Here is a 24,917-nt window from a genome sequence, read left to right on the forward strand (position 1 = left end):
TAACGATAATGAATTCTCATTATAATTAGGGTAATTTCATACCCATGACAAGGATGCATTCCCATGTACGACAAACGCACTCCGCTGGCGCTGGCTCTCGCGCTGGCCTTCGGTACTTCGTTCACCGCCCATGCCCAGACGACGGCCGAGCGCCATGGCGGCGATCCGGACAGCATTCCCACCGTGCTGGTATCGGCCAGCGCGCTGGGCGTGGTGGCCGACGACATGATCACGCCGGCCACCACGCTGGCCGGCGCCGAACTGGTACGGGTGCGCGAATCCACGCTGGGCGAGACACTGGGCCGCCTGCCCGGCATCACGTCCAGCCACTTCGGCGCGGGCGCGAGCCGCCCCGTGATCCGCGGCATGGATGGCCCGCGCGTGAAGATCCTGGCCGATGGCGCGGAAGTGCAGGATGCGGCGACGATCAGCCCGGACCACGCGGTGGCGTTCGAGCCGCTGCTGGCCGAGCGCATCGAGGTGCTGCGCGGGCCATCGGCGCTGGCCTATGGCGGCGGCGCGGTCGGCGGCGTGGTGAACATCATCGACCGGAAGATCCCGACGGCCCTGCCGTCGAAGGCTGTCGAGGGCAGCGCCGAAGTGCGCGCCGGTTCGGCCGCGCGTGAAAAGGCGGGCGCATTCGAGATGACGGCGGCGGCCGGCAGCGTGGCCTTCCATGCGGAAGGCGTCAAGCGCGATGCCGACGAATACCGTGTTGGCAAGGACTGGCCGGAAGGCCGGCGTGTCCACGGCAGCTACAAGGATACGGAAACGGGTACCGTCGGCCTGTCGTGGATCGGTGAGCGCGGCTATCTCGGCGCGGCCTTCACGAAGGAGCGCACGGAGTACGGCATTCCCGGCCACGCCCACGAATTCGAGGGATGTCATCCGCATGGCGATCACCTGCACTGCGGCGATCATGGCGACGAGGACGAAGAAGGCCACGACCATGGCCACGAGGAGGAGGGCGCGGTGCCCTACGTGAAACTGGACAGCGAGCGCTGGGATGTGCGCGGCGAATACCGCGACCCGCTGGCCGGGTTCTCGAAAGTGCGGCTGCGCGCCTCGTTTACCGATTACCGCCACGACGAGATCGAGGGCAACGAGATCGCCACCACGTTCACCAGCAAGGCGCACGACGCGCGGCTGGAACTGGAGCACAAGCCGGTGGCGGGCTGGCGTGGCGTCGTCGGCCTGCAGACCACGCGGCGCGATTTCGCCGCGCTGGGCGAGGAGGCCTATGTGCCGGCCACGCTGACGAAAAAGCATGCCGCCTTCGTGACCGAGGAATACCGGCTGGACGACTGGCGCTTCGAGGCGGGCCTGCGGCACGAATGGCAGGATATCGACGTGGCCGCCCAGCCGGAACGCGGCACCAGCGCGCGCGGCACGTCGCTGGCGCTCGGCGCGGTATGGAAGTTCGCTCCCCGGTATTCGCTGCGCGCGGCCATCTCGCGCAGCCACCGCCTGCCGGGCGCCGAGGAATTGTATGCGGACGGCATCCACCTGGCCACCAGTACGTGGGAAATCGGCAACGAGAACCTGGCGAAGGAAACGTCGAACAACATCGACGTCACGTTGCGCAAGTTCGCCGGCCCGACCACGTTCTCGGTGAGTGCCTTCCACAACCGCATCGACAACTACATCTATGCACGCACGCTGGACAACCACGAAGGCTTCCAGCTGGTGGAGTATGCGCAGCGCGATGCGACGTTCACCGGCATCGAAGGGGAACTGCGGCACGAACTGCCGGCGGGCCTGCAGGCCACGCTGTTCGGCGACTACGTACGCGCCAGGTTGCGCGACGGCGGCGGCAACGTCCCGCGCATCCCGGCCGGCCGCCTGGGCGCGAAGCTCGATGGCGAATGGCGCGGCTGGCATGGCATGGTCGAAGCCTACCGCGTGGCCACGCAGGACAAGGTGTCGCCGTACGAAGGCCGCACGGCCGGCTACAACATGCTGAACGTCGGCACGCACTACAACACCCGCATCGCCGGCCTGCCCGCGATGCTGTATACGCGGCTGAACAACGTGACCGACGAGCTGGCGTTCAGCCACACGTCGTTCATCAAGCACGCGGCACCGCTGCCGGGACGTAACCTGACCGCCGGCTTGCGCGTGACGTTCTGATCGGAGAAGCCGGGTGCGTGAAGTCGGACCATGGTCCGGCTTCGACGCTCCCGGACATGGGCTCGACGGTGCCTCCGGGCGCCTTGCGGCTCAGTGCTTGTGGGCGCGTGCGGGCCGCTTGGCCGCCGGGGTGGCTGCCGAGGTAGCCACCGGGGCGGCAGCATCGGGCGCCGCCTTGCCCTTGCGCTTGGCGGCGCATTCCGCGCATTCGCCATACAGGGTCAGTTCGTGGCGGTCGATGACGAAGCCGGCGGGCGCCAGGTCGTCCATCCTGCCCGGGCAACCTTCCACCTCGAACACACGGTCGCACGCCACGCAGTGGAAGTGGTGATGGTGGTGGTGCGCCGCATGCGATGTCTCATAGCGCGGGTTCTCACCCGGCAGCGTAACGGCCTGGAGTTCGCCTTCGCCCAGCAACAGCTTCAGGTTGCGGTAAATGGTCGCGATGCCGATCTCGGGCACGGTTACACGCACGGCATCGAGGATTTCGTGGGGACTGAGCGGGCGCGCCGCGGCTTCGATTGCCGCGCGAATCGCGGTGCGCTGGCGGGTTGAGCGTTCCATGGCAAGGCGTATCGGGTAAAGTCGCATTATCCCATAAGCGGCCCGGCGGTGGCGTGGCGCCGCGGCGCGGGCGGGCTGTGATGTATATTGCGGCACTGGCGCCGTTGCCATCCGACCAGGGAGTCCATGTTGAAATCCACGCTCGTCGGCCTCGCGGCCATCGCTTCGCTGACCCCGCTATTGCTGTTCCAGCCCGTCCACGCCCAGCCGGCGGCGCCGCTGAAAGGCGACGTCCGTGCCCGCGTCGATGCGATGTATCCCTGGCTGGATGGCATCTACAGGGACTTGCACGCCCACCCCGAACTCGCCTTCCAGGAAGTACGCACGGCCGGGAAGCTCGCGGCCGAAATGCGCAAGCTGGGCTTCGACGTCACCGAGAAGGTGGGCAGGACGGGCATCGTCGCGGTGCTGCGCAATGGTACCGGCCCCACGGTACTGGTTCGCACGGACCTCGACGGCCTGCCGATGGAAGAAAAGACCGGCCTGCCGTATGCCAGCAAGGCGCGGGCGCAAAGCGGCGGACGCGAAACCTTCGTGACCCACAGTTGCGGCCACGACGTGCACATGGCCAGCTGGCTGGGCACCGCCCGCACGCTCGTCGAACTGAAAGCCCGGTGGCAAGGCACCCTCGTGTTCGTCGGCCAGCCAGCCGAGGAAACCGTGTCCGGTGCGAAGGCGATGCTGGACGACGGCCTGTTTACGCGCTTCCCGAAACCCGATGTGGCGTTCGCGCTGCATTCCTGGCCGCTCGCGCACGGCACCGTCGGATTCAACGATGGCCCCGTGTCCTCCAATTCGGACGCGATCGACATCGAGTTCAAGGGCCGCGGCGGCCACGGTTCGGCGCCCGACAAGGCGCTCGATCCGGTCACCATCGCGGCCCGCTTCGTGGTGGACGTGCAGACCGTGGTGAGCCGCGAGAAGGATCCCAAGGAATTCGGCGTGGTGACGATCGGCGCGATCAATGGCGGCACGGTCGGCAACATCATTCCTGACAGCGTGCAAGTGCGCGGCACGATCCGCTCGTACAGCCCCGAGGTGCGCGACAAATTACTGGAAGGCGTGCGGCGTGTGGCCAATGCCTCGGCGGCGATGGCGGGCGCGCCGGCGCCGGACGTGAAGCTCACCGCCGGCGGGCAGGCCATCGTCAACAATGCGGAACTGGTGCGCAGGACGGAAGCCGTGTTCAAGGACGCCTTCGGCGACGCGAATGCCCAGCGCATGCCGGCGATGACGGCCAGCGAGGATTTCTCGCTCTTCGTCAACCAGGGCGTGCCATCGATGTTCTTCTTCACCGGCATCTACGATGCGAAGGACGTGGCCGAGTCGCAGCGGCCCGGCGGCAAGCCGGTCGCATTCAACCATTCGCCGTTCTATGCGCCCGTGCCGGAACCGTCGATCAAGACGGCCGCCACGGCGATGAGCCTGGCGGTGTTGCACGCGATGGCGCGGTGAAGCAGGGCGGCCCGGCACATCGGTGCCCGGCACCCGCATCGGCGCGATCGGGCACGTCCGGGCGCATCCAGGCTCAGTAAGGACCGCGGATATGGTCGCGCACGTGCCGTGCGTACACCTCGGCCAGTGCGCCGTGCAGCGTGGCGGGCAGCGGGTCGACCCCGGCGGCGGTTACGTTGCCCGTGACCTGCGCGGGCGAGCTGGCGCCGGGGATCACGACGGACACGGCTTCATGGTCGAGGATCCAGCGCAGTGCCATCTGCGCCATCGACAGCCCCGGCGGCACGAGCGCGGCTACCTGCTCGACGGCGGCGATGCCGCGTTCCAGTTCCAGGCCGGCGAACGTTTCGCCCACGTTGAAATGCTGGCCGTCGCGGTTGAAGTGGCGGTGGTCGTCCTGGCGGAACACGGTCTCTCGCGTGATCTTCCCGCCCAGCAGGCCGCTGGCCAGCGGCAGGCGCACGATGATGCCCACGCCTCGCGCCTGCGCGCGGGGCAGCAGTTCCTCGGCCGGCTTGCGGCGGAAGATGTTGAAGATCACCTGCAGCGACGCCAGACCCTGCTGTTCCAGGCAGATCATGCCTTCTTCCACCGATTCCACGCTCGCGCCCCAGCGGCCGATCAGGCCTTCCTGCTGCAGTTCGCGCAGCCAGTCGAACACGTGGCCCTGGCGCAGCACGTCGGTGGGCACGCAGTGCAGCTGCGTCAGGTCCAGCGCTTCCACGCCGAGCCGTTCGATCGAGCGCAGCGTGGCGTCGCGCAGCGACTCGCGGGTGTAACCGTCGGGGTAGATGCCGGCGCGGCCCAGTTTCGTGGCCACCACCAGCGAGGGATCGCGGTGCGTGGACAGGAACGTGCCGATCGAGCGTTCGCTGGCGCCGTCGCCATAGACGTCGGCCGTGTCGATGAAGCGCACACCGGCATCGTAGGCCGTTTGCAGGGTTTGCTGGGCAATGGCGTCGTCCCAGTCGTCACGCCAGCCGCCGCCCAGCTGCCAGCAGCCAAGGCCGATTTCAGGGACGGTGAAGCTGGCGAGTTTTCGTAGTTGCATAGTGTTCCTCGTTTATATTTAGCCGGGGCACATGATAGGTAATCCGGCCGTGGTTGTCGCATGATTGCAGTGTTGGCGTAAAAAAACCGGTGGCTTGGCAGGGGTTTCGCGGAGCATGCTCCGCGCCTGCCAAGCGGTGATGGCATGCATGCCATCACTCCTTGACACCACATTTGGAACAAAAAACCGGTGTCTGACACCATTTCCGGAAGATTCACCCGGAAATGGTGTCAGACACCGGTGTTCCGCGGCCAACAACGTAAGCTCGAAGCTGTTGGCGCGCTGGAGAACGAAAACTCAGAACGAGTAGTTCGCCTGGACCGTGTACCGCGGACCCGTCACGAACCACGCATGTCCGAACGTGCCGGCATGCTGCTGCATGGTCTGCTTCGACGTGGCGTCGTTCAGGTTCTGCGCCTCCAGGCCGATGCGGAATTTTTCCGTCACGTTGTAGAACACCGAGGCGTCGACCTGGCCATAGTTCTCCTGCCACAGCGGCAGGCCCCAGGCCACGTTGTGCTGGCCGTACGTCGGGCTGGCCGGGTTGCCGTCCGTGCCGTTCGTGTCGCGCGTGCCCCACTGGTTCACGCCGGCCAGGTAGCGCGAGCGCCAGTTGTAGGCCACCCGTGCCGACACCGGGCCGCGCTCATACATCAGCGCGAAGTTGATGGTCTTCTTCGACAGGCCCTGCAGCGGCATGTTGCCGAACGTGCGGCCATCCGTATCGCAGCCGTTGATGTACAGGTTCAGGTTGTTCGCATCCGCATTGCCCGAGCAGTACTCCGCGAAGACCGGGTTGTCCAGCTTGCGGCTGCTGTCCACGTACGTGAAGCTTGCCTGCACGCCCAGCCCCTTCAGGTAGCTTGGCAGCCAGTCGTAGTACTGCTGGTAGGCCAGCTCGAAGCCGCGCGCGTAGCCGTGCGCGCCGTTCACCGGGCCCGTCACCGCGAAACTCTGGGTCTTGCCGTTGACGTCCTGCACCTCGTAGTTGTACATCTGGTTGACGATGACGTTCTTCAGGTCCTTGTTGAAGAGCGCGAGCGTCACGGAGCCGGCCTTGGCGAAGTACCACTCGGCCGTCACGTCGACCGACGTGCCGGTGGTGGGGCGCAGGTTCGGGTTGCCGTCGGCCGTGCCGGTCAGCGACGTATTGGTGACCGTCACGATATTGTTTGCCGTGTCCGTGACGGTGGTGATCGACTGCGACAGCGGCGTGTACGCCTTCATCTGCGAGAAGTCCGGGCGCGACATCGAGCGGGCGATCGCAGCGCGGAATTGCAGCTGGTCGCTGTACTTCAGCCGCAGGTTCAGGCTGGGCAGCCAGTTGTGGTAGTCGTTTTCGTAATCGCGGCGGGTGGCGAACGGCGTGATGTTGGCGATCTTGTTGCGGTCCAAAACGGCGGCGGCATCCTCGAACGTCGGGATCGTCGGGTTATAGGTCGTGTAGCCGAACGCGGTGGACTTCGTTTTCACATAGCGCACGCCGATATTGCCGTCGACCGGATATTTCAGGTTGTCCCAGCCGAAGCGCAGCTGCGTGTAGAACGCGCGGGTCTTTTCTTCCTGGAAGTTGGTGCCGGCCGGGTCGTTGTCGAAGGTGGCCGCCGGCCATGGCGAGCAGGTGGTTCCCTTCTCCGCGCACAGGATGTCGTGGTAGGTGTGCAGCTTGGCGTAGCTGTCCGGGTAGCCGCGGGCCACCGCGTCGTCCGGGAACATGATCGCCGGCACCTGCACATCGCCGCCGAAGAAGTTGTTGAAGCTGCGCAGCGTGGCGCCGCCGGCGAACTTCGGATCGTCCAGCGTGGCCAGGCGGTCGACCTGCCAGCCCAGCATCCACGGCTGGCTGATCGCCTGCCAGTTGTAGCTGGGGTTCGTGTTCTGGTTGCGCGAATTGCGGTTCTGCAGGCGCACGCCGAAGCGCAGGTCGCGCAGCACCGGGTGGTCGAATTCGTACTTGATGTCGGTCTTCCATGCCTTGCTCTCGGCCTTGGAGCGGTCCTTGTGCTCCATCGTGTAGGCCCAGTAGTAATTCTTCGGGTCCGACAGGTACTTGATGTCGTCCGCATCGAACGTGATCTTCGGCAGGCCGCCGGTCAGGTCCAGCGTTTCCTTCTGCATCAGGATGCCGGTGGCCACGTCGGAATCGAGCGCCTGCGTGCTGGCGCGCACCACCTGAAAATCGGTCGTGGCGCTCCATGCCGGCGCGATGCGCCATTTGAGGTTCAGCGCCAGGTCGCGCGTGGCCGAGCGGCGGTCGGACACGCGGCGGTCCGAGTTCAGGTTGATGCCGCCATTGGCGGGGTTCGAGATCACGCCGGAGAGCAGGGCGCCATTGTCGTCATACACGCCGTTCGCCACCTGGATGCCGTAGGGCCGGTCGCCCGTTTCCTGCGACAGCAGCGCCTGTTCGGACCAGCCTTCCTTGTATTTCGACTGGAAATACGTCAGCGCCGCGGTAATGTCGCGGTTCGGCCGCCACTGGAAGGCCGCGTACTGGCCCTTGCGGTCGCGTTCCCAGTTCATCGAGCGCCACTGCGCGCCGCGCGGCACCCACACGGTGCGACCCGGCTCCGCGTTCGTCAGCGGGTAATAGGCTTCGATGAACAGTTCGTCGGTGCGCGTGTGGCTGATCGACGAGGCCAGGTCGATCAGGGCGCCGAATTCGCCGAAGCGGGTATTCCAGCGGTCCGACAGCAGCAGCGAGCCGGTCGGCTGGGCCTTGCCCTTGCGCAGGTCGGAATACGTGTACGACCCCGAGATGGCGCCCTTGAAGCCCTTGAAGTCGAACGGCATCGCCGTGCGCAGGTTGACGAGGCCGGAGACACCGCCTTCGGTCTGTTCGGCGGACGGGTTCTTGTACACGTCCACGCCGGCCATCAGTTCCGGCGGCACGTCGGTGAAGCTGAGCGAGCGACCGCCGTTGGCCGAGAAGGACTCGCGGCCGTTCAGCTCCGAGCGCACGTAGGTCAGGCCACGGATCGCAATGCCCGAACCCTCGACCGCGTAATGCTGCGGGTCGTTCGACATGCTGCGGTCCATCGTCACGCCGACCACGCGGCTCAGGATTTCGGTCACGGATCGGTCGGGCAGCTTGCCGATATCCTCGGCAACGATCGAATCCACGACTTCGTCGGCATCCTGCTTGAGTTTTTGCGCCGACTGCAACGCGGCGCGCTGGCCGCTGACGACAACGACAGCGCTGTTGTTTGCGGATGCCTGATTTTCGGTTGCGCTAACTTCCTGGGCCAATGCTGTGTGCGACCAGAATGCGAGTTGCGCGGCGGCCATGGCGATGGCCGTTTTTTGAAGGTGTCTCACTTTTGTCTCCTGTGTTTTTTATAATCGACCTGCGCGGTGCCCTCTTGTGGGGTGTGCCATCGCGGTGGAAATGAGCGGCGCTACCTGAAACCGTTTTCATCTCCCAGGACCGAATGTAGTCGAACTCGGCAGCCGGGGCAATCGCGACTTGCACAGGCGTTGTTGTTCAGTCAGTCCAATGAAACTGATCCTTGCCAAGCGCAACTTTTGGTGATCTAACATAATTTGGTTGCGCAAACATAACGCCGCTGAAGGACGGCCTGAATTGGGGTTGGCCATGCGGCAAACACTTGCCTCATGTCATGAAGTTGCGTCAAGTCTATTTCCCACAGCATGCCGGGATGCCGTCCTACAAGTTTCCAAGGGATAAGGAGTAATGTTCCTGGTTAGGTGGGGGACCAGGATCGGGCAGGTGAAATGGGCAATTTCAGTAACGAAAAGAGGGTGCTGCGGCGCATCCTGATCGTCGACGACAACTGTGACGCGGCCGAACTGCTGGCCGAGCTGGTGCGATTGTCGGGATATGAGGTCACGGTAGCGTTCAGCGGCTGCGTGGCATTGCAGACTGTGGAAGCATTTCATCCGGACGTGGTGCTGCTCGACATCGGCATGCCCGGCATGGATGGCTACGAGGTCGCCCAGGCCCTGCGCGCCCGGCCGGAGTGCGCCACGCTGCGCATCATTGCGCTGACTGCCTGGGGCGATGCCGCTGCCAGGGCGCGCACCGCCGCCTGCGGTTTCAACTTGCATCTTACGAAGCCGACCCAGCTGCCCACGCTGCTCGGCGCGCTCGAAGCTGCCTGAGCGCGAACTGGCAGGGTTGAATACCTCCCCCAGCACTTTTCCCTTACGGATGTCCGCTGCCGGCGGCACCGATTTCGACACCTCATCTGGTGAAAATCGTAGTAATTTTTCACTTATACTGCAGCCTGATCGGCATCCCGTGCCTTCGACTACATTTTTTGACTCTGCAATGTAGTTGCACATGGTATAGTTAGCGCTATCGCAACTATGATCGGCAAGCATGTCCAGCAATCAACCTGCTGACCGTTTGCGATCGCGATCGTCGATGGGGGCGCCGCCTGGTGCATCCTGTCGCCGCGATGGGACTTGGCACGGATCGGCCATGAGCCGGGCCGGACCGGAGTCGCCGGAGCACAGCAAAAAGTAAAAAAGCACAAAAATCAAAAAGTGAAAAAGTAAAAAGCAGAAGCAGGGGGCGATCGAACACCGCCCCTTACCAGAGACACACTCAAATACTTCCGATGAATCAACTTTCCACCCTGGACACGCTTGTCTTCTTGTTTTACTTCATCGTCATCTCCGGCTACGGCATCTGGATCTACCGCCGAAAAAAGAGCACTTCCGGCCAGGCATCGCATGACTACTTCCTGGCCGAAGGGTCGCTGACGTGGTGGGCCATCGGCGCCTCCCTGATCGCCTCCAACATCTCCGCCGAGCAGTTCATCGGCATGAGCGGTTCCGGCTTCAAAATCGGCATGGCGATCGCCGTGTATGAACTGATGGCCGCGGCCACGCTGATCATCGTGGCGGTGTTCTTCATGCCCGTGTACCTGAAGAACCGCATCTACACGATGCCCCAGTTCCTCGAACAGCGCTACGGCAAGGCCGTGGCCACGACGATGGCGCTGTTCTGGCTCGGCCTGTACGTGGTGGTCAACCTGACGTCGATCCTGTACCTGGGCGCGTTGGCCATTTCCAGTGTCGCCGGCATCAACGTCTTCGCCTGCATGATCTTCCTGGCCGTGTTCGCCGCTGTCATCACGCTGGGCGGCATGAAGGTGATCGGCTACACGGACGTGATCCAGGTGCTGTGCCTCGTCGTCGGCGGCCTCGTCACCACGTGGATCGCGCTGGACCTCGTTGCCATGCTGGGTGGCAAGAGCGGTTCCATCGCGGGTGCCAGCGAGCTGTTCGTGCGCGCCGGCGAGCACTTCGACATGGTGCTCGACCGCGGCAACCCGAACTACATGGATTTGCCGGGCCTCACCACGCTGATCGGCGGCATGTGGATCGTCAACCTGAACTACTGGGGCTGCAACCAGTACATCACGCAGCGCGCGCTGGGCGCGGACCTGAAGACGGCCCGCAAAGGCCTGCTGTTTGCCGCGTTCCTGAAACTGCTGATGCCCGTCATCGTGGTGCTGCCAGGCATTGCCGCCTTCGCGCTGGACAAGTCCGGCGCGCTGGGCGACTCGATGCGCGTGGGCGGTGAACTGAACCCGGACCGCGCCTACCCGACGCTGCTGGCCATGCTGCCGGCCGGTATCAAGGGCATTGCGTTCGCCGCACTGACCGCCGCCGTCGTCGCGTCGCTGGCCGGCAAGGCCAACAGTATCGCCACCATCTTCACGCTGGACATCTACAAGCAGCACTTCAACAAGACCGCCAGCGAACAGAAGCAGGTATGGGTCGGCCGCCTGACCGTGATGGTCTCCATCGCGATCGCCGCGCTGATCGCGCCGTTCCTGGGCATCGACAAGAAGGGTGGCTTCGCCTTCATCCAGGAATACACGGGCTTCGTGTCGCCGGGCATCCTGGCCATGTTCCTGCTGGGCTTCTTCTGGAAGAAGACCACGCACGCGGCGGCCATGTTCGCCACAGTGGGCGGCCTGGTGCTGTCGATCGTGCTGAAGTTCCTGCCGGGCATGATGGACCTGTCGTTCCTGGCGCCGATCGGCTTTGCCGTCGACAACGGCACGGGCGTCTACGAGATCCCGTTCCTGGACCGCATGTTCATCGTGTTCTGGGTCGTCGTCGCCGGCATGGTGCTGATCAGCAAGACCGCGGCCGTCTCGGGCGAGGCCAAGCGCATGATCGTCGATACCGGCATGTTCCGCGTGGAGCGCAGCTTCGCGATCGGCTCGGCCATCATCTGCGCACTGTTGATCGCCGTCTACGCGGCCTGGTGGTAAGCTGACCCGGGGGGCCGCGCCGGGCCCTCCACACCATTCACGCGACCCGGCTTCATGATTGCGCGCAACGCGTTATCATGCCGGGTCGCTTCCGGTTTTCCGATCCCTCCTGTCCGGTTGGTCTGATGACGAGCCCGGCGGGAGTGCGCCGGTTACCGTCCAGTCATAACGCACGAAGAAGAATAGAGGAACCGCATGTTCGATCCCACAGACCATCCGCACCGTCGTTTCAACCCCCTCATCGGCGAGTGGGTGCTTGTTTCCCCGCACCGCGCCAAGCGCCCGTGGCAGGGCCAGCAGGAAGCGATCGACAATTCCCCGCGCCCATCGCACGACCCGACCTGCTACCTGTGTGCCGGCAATACGCGCGTCAATGGTGAAGTCAATCCCGACTACAAGGGCACCTTTGTCTTCGACAACGACTTCGCCGCGCTGCTGCCGGACACGCCGGACGCGCCTGCCAGCACCGATCCGCTGTTCCAGAACACGAGCGCGCGCGGCACGAGCCGCGTGATCTGCTTCTCGCCGGACCATGGCAAGTCGCTGCCGGAACTGGACCTGCCGGCGCTGGAACAGGTCGTCGATACCTGGTGCGCGCAGGCCGAGGAACTGGGCAAGTCCTATCCGTGGGTGCAGGTGTTCGAGAACAAGGGCCAGGCGATGGGGTGCTCGAACCCGCACCCCCATGGCCAGGTGTGGGCGAACAGCTTCGTGCCGAACTCGCCGGTCAAGGAAGACGTGCAGCAACGCGACTACCTGGCGAAGCATGGCCGCCCGATGCTGCTCGACTACGTGGAGCGCGAAGCCGCTGCCGGCGAGCGCACCGTGGTCCAGACAGAACACTGGCTCGCCGTCGTGCCGTACTGGGCCAGCTGGCCGTTCGAGACGCTGCTGCTGCCGCGCTTCGAGGTAAAGCGCCTGGATGACCTGACGCGCGAACAGCGCGCCGACCTGGCTGTCGCCCTGAAAGCGCTGACCATCAAGTACGACAACCTGTTCCAGACGTCCTTCCCGTATTCGATGGGCTGGCACGGCGCTCCCTATGGTTCGGACGATACCCAGCCATGGCAGCTGCACGCCCACTTCTACCCGCCGCTGCTGCGCTCGGCATCGGTACGCAAGTTCATGGTCGGCTATGAAATGCTGGCCGAGGCGCAACGCGACCTGACGCCGGAACAGGCGGCGGCGCGCCTGCGCGAACTGCCGGATGTACACTATCTCCAGCGCCAGTAACCGACCCGACCAGGTCACCCGATTCAGTCACCCAAGTCACGCCAATAAGAAGAGATCCTGATGAGCGAAACGCTGATTAACCATACCCGCACCGCCTTTGAAAACAAGTTCGGCGCCGCGCCCGACGTCGTCGTGCAGGCCCCCGGCCGCGTCAACCTGATCGGCGAGCACACCGACTACAACGACGGTTTCGTGCTGCCTGCCGCGATCGACTACAGCACGGTGATCGCCGCGCGCCGCCGCGATGACCGCATCGTGCACATCGTGGCCGCCGACTACGCGGGCGCCGAAGACCAGTTCTCGCTGGATGCACCGATCGAGCGCCGCGACGAGCCGATGTGGGCCAACTACGTGCGCGGCGTGATCATCGACATGATCGAGCAGGGCCTGCCGCTGCAGGGCTTCGACATGGTGGTATCGGGCGACGTGCCGCAAGGCGCGGGCCTGTCGTCGTCGGCGTCGCTGACGGTGGCCATCGGCCGCCTGTTCGCCACGCTGCCGGGCTTTGAAAAAGTGACGCCGATCGACATCGCACTGGCAGCGCAGCGCGCCGAGAACAACTTCGTCGGCACCAAGTGCGGCAACATGGACCAGATCATCTCGGCCTCAGGCATCGCCGGCCACGCGCTGATGATCGACTGCCGCTCGCTGGAAACCCAGCCGGTGCCGATCCCGGCCGGCGCGGCGATCATGATCTTTAATTCGAACGTGCAGCGCGGCCTGGTGGACAGCGAATACAACACGCGCCGCAAGCAGTGCGAAGCCGCGGCAAGCCACTTCGGCGTGAAGGCCCTGCGCGACGTCGACCAGGCGATGCTCGATGCCCGTGGCGGTGAACTCGACGCCATGACCCTCAAGCGCGCGCGCCACATCGTTTCCGAGAATGCCCGCGTGCTGGCCGCCAACGAAGCACTGGGCAAGGGCGACCTGTCGCGCATGGGCGAGCTGATGGCCGCGTCGCACGCATCGATGCGCGATGATTTCGAAATCACCGTGCCGTTGATCGACCAGCTGGTGGACATCGTCAAGAACGTCATCGGCACCGAAGGCGGCGTGCGCATGACCGGTGGCGGCTTCGGTGGCTGCGTCGTGGCGCTGGTGCCGGAAGCGCAGGTGGCGCCCGTGCGCGCCGCCGTCGAGAAGGAGTATCCGGGCCCGAACGGGCAGGGTGCGACGATTTATGTTTGCAAGGCTTCGCCGGGTGCCGGGGTGGTGCCAGCCTGACCTGAAGTTACTTCGTCAAAAACCGCAGGCCGCGAGCCTGCGGTTTTTGTTTGTGCTGTGCACAAACAGTTTCAGACGGATTCCAGCCCTTCCGGGCTCGGCCGTTCGACGGGAACGGCGGCCCGCCGCCGCCGCCGCGCACTGGAATCAAGCTCCAGTACACGGCGGATCGCATTCGGTGAAATACCGAGCTGAACGAGGTGGGACCACGCTTTCAGCGTGCCTTCAATGTGTTCGATGGTGATGGCGCGATCGATTTCCCGTGCCATGTCCGTATCGCGCCGACGGTCTAGCGGTTGCATGAATTCTCCAGGGGGTTTGTGCGTAGCAGCATCCGGCAATGTTAATCGAAAGTCAAGCCTGTTCTGCTAGTCGGTTACTTTTATTTACATCACTGCCGGTATCGCGGCGCCATCATGCGGATGCCTGGGCAGCCCCACGTGCTCACGGGATTCGCGCGCGTCGAGGGAACGCGCATCCTGTATCCGCCTGGAGAGCCCGCTGCCGAATGACGGCGCTTATCTCGGCGCGCGCGTCACCAGCCAGATACCGGCGCACACGAGTGCCAGTGCAGCAAGATTCTTCCACTCGAGAATGCTCTCGTGCAGGAACAGCGCCGACAGCGCTGCCCCGAACACGGGGATCAGGAAGGCATACATGCTGATCGTGCCGACCGGATTGTGCTTCAGCAGCAGGCTCCACAGCGTAAAGGCCGCGGCCGACAGCAGCGCAAGGTAAGCCAGCAGGATGGCGGGCGCCAGCGTCATGTTACCCACCGTGCCGCCGCTCGCGTAGCCGCCGGCCAGCAGCGCCGCGCCGCCGATGGCCAGTTGCCAGCCCGTCATGACCATCGCATCCATGCCACCCGACACGTGCTTGCCATAGATCGACGCGGCCGACAGCACAAAGGCGGCGATGACGATGAAGCCTTCTCCCCGCAGCGTGAACGCGATGTCCAGCGGGCCGGCACCGAGGTTGACCGCCAGCACGCCGGCGAAACCCAGCAGGCAGCCTGCCGCCTTGCGCGGCGACAGGCGGTCGTTCCGGTAAATGAAATGCGCCAGCAGCACGCTGAAGAAGGTGGTCGTGGCATTCAGGATCGATGCGCGCACGCCCGTCGTGTAGGCAAGGCCGATGTAGAAGAACACATATTGCAGGCCCGTCTGGGCCAGGCCCAGCACGGTCAGCTGCCGCAGCTGGGCGCCGGTCAGCTTCAGGGCCGGCTTGCGCAGCGCGATGGCGAGCAGCACCAGGCACAGGCCGGCAATGAGGAAGCGGTAGCCGGCAAAGATCAGCTTTGAGGGCACGTCGTGCTGGACAATGCCCAGCAGCTCGTAGCCCGTCTTGATCGACGGGTAGGAACTGCCCCACAGCAGGCAGCACAGCGTGGCCACCAGGAGCACGGTCCTCGGGCGGGCGAAGGGGGAGCTGGTATCGGAAACGCTGGCGGCAGGCATGGATCTTCAGGAATGAAATAATGTTGAGTCCGCGATGATACGGGACATTGACCGGCCGTGCAGGCCCGCCCCTCGGGCACATGGACCGTCGTGTGTATAATCGGGCACGAAGCGCCCCCTTTCACGGTGCTCGACCACGATGCCTGCCACGATTCCCGCCCGTCACCGCCAGCCGCACGGTTCGTCCCTGAACGAGGGTGGCTGCGTGACGTGTGCCGCCCGCGCAGCCGCATTCCTGTCCGCACCGCCTTCCCGCAAGCGCCCGCGAGCTCTCGCCTGGCTTTCCCGGGCTCGGTGAGGAACCCCAGGCGGCCTTTGGCCGACCTGTCCTCCCGGGCCACTCCACTCTCCGACTGCCGCCCGCCCGAGCGGGCAAGGCCAATCCATTCGCCCGGCCGACGGCCGGGCATCAATTTGCAGGGATCATCATGAAACCGAAAATCGTCGTATCGTCGCTGGACATGGACCGACTGGAAGCACTGCTCGACGCGCTGCCGGATGCGCAGGCGCGCGGGCAGGACGCCCTGTTCGAAGAGCTGTCGCGGGCCGAGGTGGTGGAGCCGGCGGAGATGCCGCCAGACGTCGTGACCATGAATTCGCGCGTGCGCTTCATCATCGACGATACCGCCGAGGAATTCGACATGTCGCTGGCCTATCCGAAGGATATCGACGGCAGCGCCGCGAGGCTGTCGATCCTCACGCCCGTGGGCAGCGCGCTGCTGGGGCTGAAGGTCGGCGAAAGCATCGACTGGACCCGCCAGGATGGCGCCACCTTCACCGTCACGGTGCGCGACCTCGTTTACCAGCCGGAACGGGCTGGAGAGCTGCACCGATAGTACGGGCCGGCCGGCGCGCCTTCACGGCCGCCCGTCGATGGCCATTCAGTCGTACTTTCGCGCGCCGGGCGCGACCCCGTACCACGCGGGCGCGCCATCGAACACCACCTCGATCCGGTCCAGCACGAAGCCCGGATCGAGCGCATGCACGCGCAGCGTGTGCGCTCCCGGCGCCAGGGCCGGCAGCGGCAGCGTGCGCACGGCGGTGTTGGACAACACGTTCCGTTTCCACTCGTCGCTGCGGCCGACAGTGCCGAAATCCAGCGTTACCGGCGCGGCATCATCGAGCGATACGGCGATGCGCAGCTTGTTGCCTGAAGTGAGCGCATGCACGGGCACGGCCACGATCCGCAGCCGCGACTCGGCCTTCGTGTGGCTGTGGAAGGCGAATGACAGCGCCGGGGCGCCGGCCGGATCGTCGCGCGACGGCAGCGCGAGATCGGCCCGTTGCGCGGTGCCGAGGCTGCCGATGTCGACCGGCGCCCAGCCAGCGCTGGCGCCAGCGGTGGCGGCGGGCAGCGTGATGATCCTCTCGTGCTCGGTCGCAACCGCAGCGCCGGGCGCCACCTGCACCCGCACGCCGAGGCGCCTGTCGCCGCAGCCGATCCGCAGGCCGTTCGTGTCGCCCTTGCCGTCGTAGGTGACGGCGATGCGCTGCTCGTAGCCGTTCGTGGCGTCGAGCGCGCCATCGGCAGTCGATAGCCGCAGGCCGGCCGGCACCTGGTCCGCCGTCCAGCGCAGCGGCGCGGCGGCGTACTGGATCACGGTCAGCATCTTTGTTTCGGGCACGCCACGTGTAAACCACAGCGCGCCGCCCTGCGCCGAGAGCGGGGAGGGGTACGCCACGTCGCAATCCTTGCGGGACGGTACGCCATATGCCGGAAACACGGGTTCGAGGAACACGGGCAAGCGGCGCGGCGCCGCATCCATCATGCCGCGCCATTTGCCGCCGGCCAGCGCGTTGTAGTGCGCGGTGTCGGCGGCGATCGCGTCCTGCGCGTTCCTGGCCTGTCCTGCATGATACTGGGCCGATGGCCGGCCCATGCGCGCATACTGCGCGGCCAGGTCCAGCCTCAGGATGCGCGCATTCAGGTTCGCGCTGGCGCGCACCGGATACTGCACGAGCTGGAAGAACGCGTCCTGGCGGTCGGCCGGCAGTGCCGCGCCGATGGCCTGGGCGCGCAGGTCGAGCGCCTCGTAGCGCGCAAGGCGCTGCTCCGCTTCCTCGCCGCCGGCGGCCATGTAGTCCGTCTGGCGCGTCGGCGTCGTCGGTTCGGTCTGCGAAAAGCCCATGTACTCCGGCTTGCGCTCCCACGCCAGCGCATAGTACTCGCGCATGATGCCGGCGATGGCGGGCGCATGGCCCGCGCCGAACTGTTCCGCGAACCACGCCTGCATGTGGTCGGCGGCGGGGCGGTCGAGCTGACGCCTGTCGAAGGCCGCGTCGAGGAAGTACTGGGTCAGGTATTCGGCCGGTTTGATGTCGCCCACGTTGACCACCCACACGCGGTCGGTCCTGGTGGCCACGGCGCGCTGCAACTGGTCGCGGATCAGGCCCGGCGCCGTGGTGGCCAGCCACAGGTAATCGTGCGGCCGGCCCCAGTAGGAGATGTGGTAGTACAGGCCGTTGCCGCCGCCGCGTGCCGCTTCCTTCGGGTTGCCCAGCTGGTGCAGGTAGCCATAGTTATCGTCCGGCCAGACCAGCGTGATGTCGTCCGGCACCTGCAGGCCGCTGTTGTAGATGTCGAGCACCTCCTTGTACAACGTCAGCGCCTGCGCGATGTGCGGCAATGGCTTGCGCCACGCATCCGCCAGCAGCTTGCGCTGCACTGCAATCGCGTCCGTCACGCCGGCGCGTGCCGCGTCGATCGTGTCGGCACCTTCCATGGCCGAATCGTGCACGCCGCGAATGCCCATCGTGTACATCGCATCGGCCCCAGTCGTTTCATTGACGCGCCGCTGCCAGTAGCGGGTGATCGCGTCACGGTTGGTGAAGAAGTTGAACGGGCCGTCGCTCTTTTTCCATTCGCGCACGTTGTTGCGCATCATCGGCTCGGCGTGCGACGTGCCGACGACGATCGCGTAATCCTTTGCCGCCTGCGCGTTGCCCGGCACCTGGTAGAACGGTTTCGTCGAATCGTGCATCGCCGGCCAGATCAGGTTGGCCTTCAGGCGCCACAGCAGTTCGAAGATGCGCGCATACGTGGCCGGGCCGATATCCTTCGCCGGGTCGAACGTTTGCGCGGCCCATGGCTGCAGGCCCCAGTCCTCGTCGTTCAGGAAGATGCCGCGGTAGCGCACAGACGGTGCCGCCGACACGATCCTTTCGCCGCGCACGGCGACATGGCCGGTTACCTTCGGCTTCACGTCCGCCCACCATTCCCAGGCCGAGACGCCCAGTTCGCGCGTCACGTCGACCGCGCCGAACACTGCGCCGCGCACGTCCGATCCGGCGATGAGCAGCAGCCGCGTGCCGGGTTTCGTGCGCGACGCGATGCCGATGCGCTCGTATTGTTCCCACTTGCCGGCCAGTGCCGAAAAATCGAGGCCCTCGGCTTTCGCGATGTCGCGCAGCAGCGGCGAATCGTGCCGGCCGACGACAATGCACACCTCGCGGCAGTCGGCGAGCTTGCTGGCCGGCTTCGTATCCCCGCCGCCCACCGCCAGCAGGTCGCGCCGCAGCAAGTCGGCGGCGATGCGCATCGTTGCGTGGTCTTCCGCGAGCACGGTGGCGTTCTTGATGTCGAAATCGGCGGCGTGGACGGTGCAGCCGAACAGGAAGGAGATGCTCAGTGCAAGGCAGTTTCGTTGGCGGGTCATGAAAAGTATCGGAAGCTGGGCAGTGGGCGGCGCTGGTATATTACGCTGGACCGTGCGCGGGAATGTCCGTCCATTGCTCATCATGATGAGCGGATACGCGTTCCGCCTTGTACGGGCCCACCCATGAGGAGCCGCCATGTTCCGTTCCCTTGCCGCCAGCCTGTTTGCGCTGGCCTCGTTGCAACTGCCCGTGTTTGCCGCATCCGCCGCCGATGAAACTGCGCTGTGGAAGCGGCTCGCCTCGGGCGGTCACGTGATCGTCATGCGCCATGCCGCCACCACGCCCGGTGTCGGCGATCCGTCCGGTTTCAGGCTGGGCGATTGCAAGACCCAGCGCAACCTGTCGCCCGCGGGGCGGGCCGATGCGAAGGCGATCGGCGCGGCGTTCCACGCCCATGCGGTGCCGCCCGGCCGCGTGCTGACGAGCCGCTATTGCCGCTGCGTCGATACGGCGGAACTGGCCTTCGGCCGCGCGGAGCCCGCCGAAATGATCGATTCCACCTGGCAGCAGGACAGCGCCACGCAAGACCGGAAGGTCGCCGCGGTGCGGAAGTACGTGGCCACGTTCAGCGAACCGGGCAACCTGGTGCTGGTGACGCACGACGTGAACGTGCGCGCGCTGACGGGCGAGAGCCTGGCGCAGGGCGAGATGGTGGTGGCCAAGGCAAAGGCCGATGGCAGCCTGGAGGTGCTGGGAACGCTCGGCGTGCCGCGACCGGGACGGTGACGACACCGGCGCCATGACCGCGTGTTGCGGTAGTGTCCGACCGATGGCGGCGCCGGACTCTCGCGAAACCTAAGGCTGCCTGCAGGCGAGCGTAGTGTCGGCCGGCGTGAACGCATCGGGGCGCGGCGTGCCTTGCCGTGCCGACGAGTTTTCCACGAGGGCCAGCGCGCGGCGCCACTCGCGCGCCAGCAGGTCGCGCGGATCGGAAGGCCCGCCAGCGCACAACACGGTCGCCATCCGCGCCCGGCTCGCCGCGTTCAGGAACCAGCTCATGGGCGGGTCGGCGTCCAGCAGCCCGGCCGTGGCATGGCCGGGGCGCTTGCGGTCCGCTTCCGGGAAGCGCAATTCGATGACCTTGCCGGCGCTGCAGCCACCGAGCAGGCGGATGGCTTCCGCTTCCATGGCGTGGGCGCGCGCGGTGCGCGTCTGGTACAGCGCGAACGCCGGGGCGCTCAGTTCCATGGCGATCGGCAGCTTGCGCGACCGTGGCTGCGGTTTCGGATCGCAGATCCATTGCGCGCTGCCGGCGGGATCGTTTTCGATGACGATGACGACAATCTGCCGCGCCAGCGCCTGCTGGGCCGGCGTGCCGCCCTGCAGCTTGCCGATCATCGCGTTGAGCACCGCCACGCCCGAGTTCTCGAAATAGCCGCCATCGACCAGGTAGTCCCACACGGTGCCGCCGTCGGCGTGGCGGATCGCCGCGGCCGGGCTGACATACGTGAAGCGGGCGGAGTTGTGGACGGCGCCGGCGCGCGTCAGCCGGCTCGTGTCCAGCGTGCCGTCGAAAATGTCGTAGGCATCGGTGGGCACGAAGTGCAGGTCCGACTGCACGACCAGGCGGCCATCGCCGACCGTCGTCGTGTTGAAGATCATGCGGGGCACGGTGGCTGGCGTGGTGTGCGCCCCGCGCTGCGGTTCGCTCAGTGGCTGGCTCAGTGGCTGGCTCAGTGGCTGGTTTAGTGGTTGGCTCAGTGGTTGCATAAACCACGATGCCTGCGCCGGGCTGTGGTGCTGCCAGTCGCGCACCCACGCTTCCTCGAGGCCGCGCGAGCGGTCGCAGGCCGTGCAGGGCCAGGGCAGGAACCGCGCGATCGTGTCGCTGTACAGCATCTGGCCCACGGCCGGTGCCAGGAAATCGCGGGCCAGGAAGTCCGTCGGGCGCGGTGCCAGGGGTGTTTCGCCGGTGCGCCCGGCCTCCTGTTCGGCGGCCAGCGCGGCCACGAATGCCGCCACGCCCAGGCTGCCGCCCGAAACGCCGCTCACGGCATAGACGTTGTGGGCGAATTCGCGGTTGCGCAGGCGGGCCTGGTTTTCCAGGTTGGTGAGCACCACGCCGGTCCAGAACGCGGCCCGCGACGCGCCGCCCGCCGCCGCCACGAGGTAGATCGGATCGGCGCTGCGTGCGCCGCGCGCAGTATTCCACGCCTCCAGGTCGGCGGGGAACGCGGGCCGCGCGCCGCTGCCGGCCGGCGTGCCGTTCGCCGCCACAAAATGGTTTTCATTGAAAAACGACAGCACGAAGGCCAGCGCGAACGGCAGCAGCGCGAGCGATGGCCAGCCGGCGCTGCGCGGCAGGTAGGTCATGACGACGCTGCCGAACAGCGTCCACGAACCCAGTGCGACCAGCACCAGGGCGGGCGAACCGATAGCGCGGCTGGCCGTTTCCCGGCCAACGATCGTGGCCAGCAGCACGCCGAACGAGATCGCGAACATGACCACGATCGTGGCCACCGCCCCGCGGCTGAGGGTGGAGAAGCGGGGGTAGGGATCTTCATGGCGGCGCACCCAGCCGGCGTGCGCGGCCGCCAGCTGGCGGCGGAACACGGCGAACGCGAGAAAGGCGCCGGCCACCGCCGCCAGGGCCACCCAGTAGCGCGGCGAGGGCGTGGCCAGCACGAAGAACACGGTGATCGGCACCACGCCGAGCAGGCCGAGGATGCGCGGCATCCAGCGGCCGGCCAGCGCGGCGAAGCGGTCGTCGATGCAGGGGCGCAGCCGGTCGCGCGGGAAGCGCTTGCCCAGCATGATGCGGGCGCAGTACCAGCTTGCAAACGCCCAGTAGGCAAGGGCGGCGACGAACAGCGCATAGCTCGGCGACGCCAGTGGATCGGCGGTGCCGCCACCGTCCGGCTCGCCGAAAGCCACCAGCGTTTCGCGCACCTGTTCGAGGCCGAGCAGGATGACGTTGCCGGCCAGCGTCGTCAGCAAGGGGTACAGGCAAAGGTTCAATGCGCCGGCCAGGAAGGCCGTGCGGGTCAGGCGTGGCGTGGTGGTGGTTTCGGTGATCATGCTGTTCCCGGCGGCGGTTCAATGCGCCGCCGGGAACAGCATGACAAATCGCGCAGGCAAAAGCAACCGCGCCACGATTGACGCGGGGGGCGCTTAGTCCTTGATACTGCGCCCGGTGCTGCGCAGCGCCACCGTGGCGGCCTGCAAGCCATCGGCGCTCACGCGCACCGTGATCGGCCCTTTCGCGCCGGGTTTCGCGCGCACGATGCCGAGCACGAGGCCGTGGAACGCGGCCCGTTCCGGCGACTGGAACGACACAAAGCTGGTCGGATCGCCATTGTCGGTTGCAACGAGCTCGCCGGGGCCTTCCACCGTGAAGCGCACCGCATTGCTGGCGCGCGGCGCCGTCAATCCGGCCTTGTCGGTCACGCGCACGGTGATGAACGACAGGTCACGGCCGTCGCCGGCGATGGTCGCGCGGTCGGCGCTGGCGTGCAGCGCGGCCGGCGCATCGGCCGTCTTCACGGTGGAACGGGCCCACGCCTTGCCGTCCTTGTACGCCACGACTTCGATCGAGCCCGGCTCGTAGGTGACGAAGTCCCAGCGCAGGCGATAGGCGTACGGGGCCTTTTTCTGCTTGCCCTGCGACTTGCCGTTGACGAACAGCTCGGCCTCGTCGCCGGACGTGAACACGTGCACCGGCGTCACTTCGCCGACGCGATCCGGCCAGGTCCAGTGGGGCAGGATGTGCACCATCGGCAGTTCGGGGCGCCAGCGCGCCTGGTACAGGTAGAAGCGGTCCTTCTTGAACCCGGCCAGGTCGACGATGCCGGAATACGAGCTGCGCGCGCCGTAGTACGGGGTCGGTTCGCCCAGGTAGTCGAAACCGGTCCAGACGAATTCGCCGGCCGTGTAAGGGTTCTGGTCGAGCGAGGCGAATGCGCGGTCGGCGGAGCTGCCGAAGTCCGCCGCGAACAGTTCGTAGGCGGACACCTGCTGCGTCTTTGGATCGCCGCCGGCGCCCGGCCGCACCGAAGCGCTCAGCGCGCCGGGGACGGGGAACTGGTATGCGCCGCGCGACGACAGGGCCGACGCGCTTTCCGTGTGCAGGATCGCCTTGTCCGGGAATTTCTCGTGGAAGGCGGGGAACTGGCCGGGCAAGGTGCGGATGCCGGTACCCTGGTAGTTCAGGCTGATCACGTCCATCGTGCCCGGCAGCGGCATGTCCGGCTTGGCCCAGTTCATCGCCGTGGTGGCGGGGCGGCCGCCGGGATCTTCCTCGTGCACGATGCCCACCAGCTTGCGGCCGATGGCGGCGCCGTGCTCGCCCGTGTACTGCTCGCCCACCTCGTTCCCCACGCTCCACATCACGATCGACGGGTGGTTGCGGTCGCGACGCAGCATCGAACGCAGGTCCTGCTCGTGCCAATCCGGGAAGATCAGGTGGAAGTCGAGCGGCGTCTTCTTGCGCTCCCACGAATCGAACACTTCGTTCTGCAGGAGGATGCCCATGCGGTCCGTCAGTTCCAGCAATTGCGGGTCGGGCGGGTTGTGGCTCATGCGCACGGCATTGATGCCCATTTCCTGCATGATTTCCAGCTGGCGCTCGGCGGCGCGCACGTTGAAGGCCGCGCCCAGTGCGCCCAGGTCGTGGTGGTTGTTCACGCCGCGGATCGGCACGTGCTCGCCGTTGACATACAGGCCCTTCACGCCATCGAAACGCAGCTCGCGGATGCCGAACGGGGTTTCGTAGCGGTCGACCACGCGGCCATCGTGGCGTACCGTCGTCACCGCCGTATAGCGGTGCGGTTTCTGCGTCGGCACCGGACCCCACAGGCGCGGGTTGGCCAGCGTGGCGTCCCCGGCCACCGTGGCGCTGGCGCCTGGCGGCACGGTCGTCTTCGGCGAAACGACAGTGGCCACGGCCTTGCCGGCGATGCGGCCCTTGTCGTCCAGCGCGTACAGCTGCGTGGTGACTTCGGCGGCTGCGGGCGCGGTGCCGGCATTGTCCAGCGTGACGTTCCACGCCACCTGCGCCGATGCCTTCGATACCTTGGGCGTACGCACCTGCACGCCCCACTGGCCCACGTGCAGCGGCGCCGTCTTGGTGAGCCACACGTTGCGGTACAGGCCCGCGCCCGGATACCAGCGCGCCGATTCGGGCGTGTTGTCCAGGCGGATCGCCAGCTGGTTGTCGCCCGGTTTCAGGAATTTCGTCAGGTCGATGCGAAACGAGTTGTAGCCATAGGGCCAGCCGCCGGCCAGCCTGCCGTTGATCCAGACCGAGGAATATGCCATCGCGCCATCGATGTCGAGGAAGATCGACTTCCCGGCATCGGCGCCCGTGACGGCGATCTTGTTGCGGTACCAGGCCGGGCCCCATGTCTTCAGGCGGCCCATGCCGCCATAGGGACCGGTGGCGAGGAACGGGCCTTCGATGGCCCAGTCGTGCGGCAGCGTGACGGCGCGCCAGGCGGCGTCATCGAAGTCCGCCCTGGCGAACGGCGCGTCGAATGCCGGTTCCTGCGCCGGGCGGGCGTGGCGTTGTCCCGGGTCCTTGATGAAGGCGTTGCCGGTCGGGAGGATCCAGGGCTTCAGCAGCGGCACGTTGCCACGGGCGATGCGCGCGGCTTCCTCGGGCATCGCGTCGGCTACCTTGCCGTCGGCCGATTCCTTGACTTCGGGGCGGATGTCGTACAGGTACGGCGCGGAATTGCCGCCCGGGTCACCCAGGTAGAACTTCCAGCCCTCGTTGAACGGGATGCGCTGGCGCGGCGACTGCCTGTCGCCTGCCTCCAGCGGGGCCGCCACGGCCGTCACCACCATCGCGGGCACCGCCGCAAGGCACGACGCTGCCACCAACGTTCGTACTGCCCATGCGGCCGCCGGCCGCGCTTGACGCGAATGCTTCACGAATCCTCCAAGATGTCTCGC

The 24,917-nt window shown here is 66.2% G+C and carries 16 protein-coding genes; 8 read left to right on the forward strand and 8 right to left on the reverse strand.

What is annotated here, in order from left to right; genetic code table 11:
* Window positions 1–63: 63 nt before the first annotated feature.
* A complete protein-coding gene (locus tag EWM63_RS26385) occupies window positions 64–2,130 on the forward strand; it encodes a TonB-dependent receptor domain-containing protein (RefSeq protein WP_130189188.1) in 2,067 nt (688 codons plus the stop codon).
* A gap of 90 nt (window positions 2,131–2,220) precedes the next feature.
* Here EWM63_RS26385 and EWM63_RS26390 read toward each other — a convergent pair whose 3' ends face one another.
* The gene (locus tag EWM63_RS26390) at window positions 2,221–2,694 is read right to left on the reverse strand and encodes a transcriptional repressor (RefSeq protein ID WP_130189189.1); all 474 of its coding nucleotides are present in this window, start codon (window positions 2,692–2,694) and stop codon (window positions 2,221–2,223) included.
* Window positions 2,695–2,820: 126 nt separating this feature from the next.
* Here EWM63_RS26390 and EWM63_RS26395 point away from each other — a divergent pair, with 126 nt between their 5' ends.
* Entirely contained in the window at window positions 2,821–4,149 is a 1,329-nt protein-coding gene (locus tag EWM63_RS26395) for an amidohydrolase (RefSeq protein WP_130189190.1), read from the forward strand.
* A gap of 73 nt (window positions 4,150–4,222) precedes the next feature.
* On the opposite strand, the gene EWM63_RS26400 is transcribed toward EWM63_RS26395, so the two are convergent.
* Together EWM63_RS26400 and EWM63_RS26405 are read right to left on the reverse strand one after the other, a co-directional pair.
* Window positions 4,223–5,200, reverse strand: coding sequence for an aldo/keto reductase (locus EWM63_RS26400; protein ID WP_130189191.1), 978 nt, complete (start codon window positions 5,198–5,200; stop codon window positions 4,223–4,225).
* A 297-nt stretch (window positions 5,201–5,497) separates the two neighbouring features.
* The gene (locus EWM63_RS26405; protein WP_130189192.1) at window positions 5,498–8,518 is read right to left on the reverse strand and encodes a TonB-dependent receptor; all 3,021 of its coding nucleotides are present in this window, start codon (window positions 8,516–8,518) and stop codon (window positions 5,498–5,500) included.
* A gap of 417 nt (window positions 8,519–8,935) precedes the next feature.
* On the opposite strand from EWM63_RS26405, the gene EWM63_RS26410 reads away from it, so the two are divergent.
* From EWM63_RS26410 to galK, 4 genes are all read left to right on the forward strand, one after another.
* A complete protein-coding gene (locus tag EWM63_RS26410) occupies window positions 8,936–9,322 on the forward strand; it encodes a response regulator (protein WP_130189193.1) in 387 nt (128 codons plus the stop codon).
* 461 nt (window positions 9,323–9,783) lie between these two features.
* Entirely contained in the window at window positions 9,784–11,454 is a 1,671-nt protein-coding gene (locus EWM63_RS26415) for a sodium:solute symporter family transporter (protein ID WP_130189194.1), read from the forward strand.
* Window positions 11,455–11,649: 195 nt separating this feature from the next.
* Window positions 11,650–12,687 carry a UDP-glucose--hexose-1-phosphate uridylyltransferase gene (locus EWM63_RS26420; protein WP_130189195.1) on the forward strand — a complete coding sequence of 346 codons (1,038 nt, stop codon included), beginning with the start codon at window positions 11,650–11,652 and terminating at the stop codon, window positions 12,685–12,687.
* 60 nt (window positions 12,688–12,747) lie between these two features.
* Window positions 12,748–13,911 (forward strand): galactokinase, encoded by a 1,164-nt coding sequence (gene galK / locus EWM63_RS26425; RefSeq protein WP_130189196.1) that lies wholly within the window; start codon window positions 12,748–12,750, stop codon window positions 13,909–13,911.
* A gap of 71 nt (window positions 13,912–13,982) precedes the next feature.
* On the opposite strand, the gene EWM63_RS26430 is transcribed toward galK, so the two are convergent.
* Window positions 13,983–14,213: a hypothetical protein gene (locus EWM63_RS26430; RefSeq protein WP_130189197.1), complete on the reverse strand. Its 231-nt coding sequence runs from the start codon at window positions 14,211–14,213 to the stop codon at window positions 13,983–13,985.
* A gap of 216 nt (window positions 14,214–14,429) precedes the next feature.
* Entirely contained in the window at window positions 14,430–15,368 is a 939-nt protein-coding gene (locus EWM63_RS26435; protein ID WP_130189198.1) for a DMT family transporter, read from the reverse strand.
* 428 nt (window positions 15,369–15,796) lie between these two features.
* Between EWM63_RS26435 and rnk the strand changes: the two genes are divergently transcribed.
* The gene (gene rnk, locus EWM63_RS26440) at window positions 15,797–16,204 is read left to right on the forward strand and encodes a nucleoside diphosphate kinase regulator (RefSeq protein WP_371861136.1); all 408 of its coding nucleotides are present in this window, start codon (window positions 15,797–15,799) and stop codon (window positions 16,202–16,204) included.
* Window positions 16,205–16,249: 45 nt separating this feature from the next.
* On the opposite strand, the gene EWM63_RS26445 is transcribed toward rnk, so the two are convergent.
* Window positions 16,250–19,024: a glycosyl hydrolase 115 family protein gene (locus EWM63_RS26445; RefSeq protein ID WP_165390942.1), complete on the reverse strand. Its 2,775-nt coding sequence runs from the start codon at window positions 19,022–19,024 to the stop codon at window positions 16,250–16,252.
* A 136-nt stretch (window positions 19,025–19,160) separates the two neighbouring features.
* Here EWM63_RS26445 and EWM63_RS26450 point away from each other — a divergent pair, with 136 nt between their 5' ends.
* A complete protein-coding gene (locus EWM63_RS26450; protein ID WP_130189199.1) occupies window positions 19,161–19,751 on the forward strand; it encodes a histidine phosphatase family protein in 591 nt (196 codons plus the stop codon).
* A gap of 69 nt (window positions 19,752–19,820) precedes the next feature.
* On the opposite strand, the gene EWM63_RS26455 is transcribed toward EWM63_RS26450, so the two are convergent.
* A complete protein-coding gene (locus EWM63_RS26455) occupies window positions 19,821–22,043 on the reverse strand; it encodes a patatin-like phospholipase family protein (protein ID WP_130189200.1) in 2,223 nt (740 codons plus the stop codon).
* Window positions 22,044–22,136: 93 nt separating this feature from the next.
* Window positions 22,137–24,842: a beta-galactosidase GalB gene (gene galB, locus EWM63_RS26460; RefSeq protein ID WP_229487516.1), complete on the reverse strand. Its 2,706-nt coding sequence runs from the start codon at window positions 24,840–24,842 to the stop codon at window positions 22,137–22,139.
* Between the last annotated feature and the right edge of the window lie 75 nt (window positions 24,843–24,917).

Source organism: Pseudoduganella lutea (assembly GCF_004209755.1).
GTDB classification, from domain to species: domain Bacteria; phylum Pseudomonadota; class Gammaproteobacteria; order Burkholderiales; family Burkholderiaceae_D; genus Rugamonas; species Rugamonas lutea.

Coding starts and splice junctions, on each gene's coding strand:
- EWM63_RS26415 (WP_130189194.1), top strand. CDS start 9,784: ATGAATCAACTTTCCACCCTGGACACGCTTGTCTTCTTGTTTTACTTC.
- EWM63_RS26450 (WP_130189199.1), top strand. CDS start 19,161: ATGTTCCGTTCCCTTGCCGCCAGCCTGTTTGCGCTGGCCTCGTTGCAA.
- galK (WP_130189196.1), top strand. CDS start 12,748: ATGAGCGAAACGCTGATTAACCATACCCGCACCGCCTTTGAAAACAAG.
- EWM63_RS26390 (WP_130189189.1), bottom strand. CDS start 2,694: ATGGAACGCTCAACCCGCCAGCGCACCGCGATTCGCGCGGCAATCGAA.
- EWM63_RS26410 (WP_130189193.1), top strand. CDS start 8,936: ATGGGCAATTTCAGTAACGAAAAGAGGGTGCTGCGGCGCATCCTGATC.
- EWM63_RS26445 (WP_165390942.1), bottom strand. CDS start 19,024: ATGACCCGCCAACGAAACTGCCTTGCACTGAGCATCTCCTTCCTGTTC.
- EWM63_RS26395 (WP_130189190.1), top strand. CDS start 2,821: ATGTTGAAATCCACGCTCGTCGGCCTCGCGGCCATCGCTTCGCTGACC.
- EWM63_RS26430 (WP_130189197.1), bottom strand. CDS start 14,213: ATGCAACCGCTAGACCGTCGGCGCGATACGGACATGGCACGGGAAATC.
- rnk (WP_371861136.1), top strand. CDS start 15,797: ATGAAACCGAAAATCGTCGTATCGTCGCTGGACATGGACCGACTGGAA.
- EWM63_RS26400 (WP_130189191.1), bottom strand. CDS start 5,200: ATGCAACTACGAAAACTCGCCAGCTTCACCGTCCCTGAAATCGGCCTT.
- EWM63_RS26435 (WP_130189198.1), bottom strand. CDS start 15,368: ATGCCTGCCGCCAGCGTTTCCGATACCAGCTCCCCCTTCGCCCGCCCG.
- EWM63_RS26455 (WP_130189200.1), bottom strand. CDS start 22,043: ATGATCACCGAAACCACCACCACGCCACGCCTGACCCGCACGGCCTTC.
- EWM63_RS26385 (WP_130189188.1), top strand. CDS start 64: ATGTACGACAAACGCACTCCGCTGGCGCTGGCTCTCGCGCTGGCCTTC.
- EWM63_RS26420 (WP_130189195.1), top strand. CDS start 11,650: ATGTTCGATCCCACAGACCATCCGCACCGTCGTTTCAACCCCCTCATC.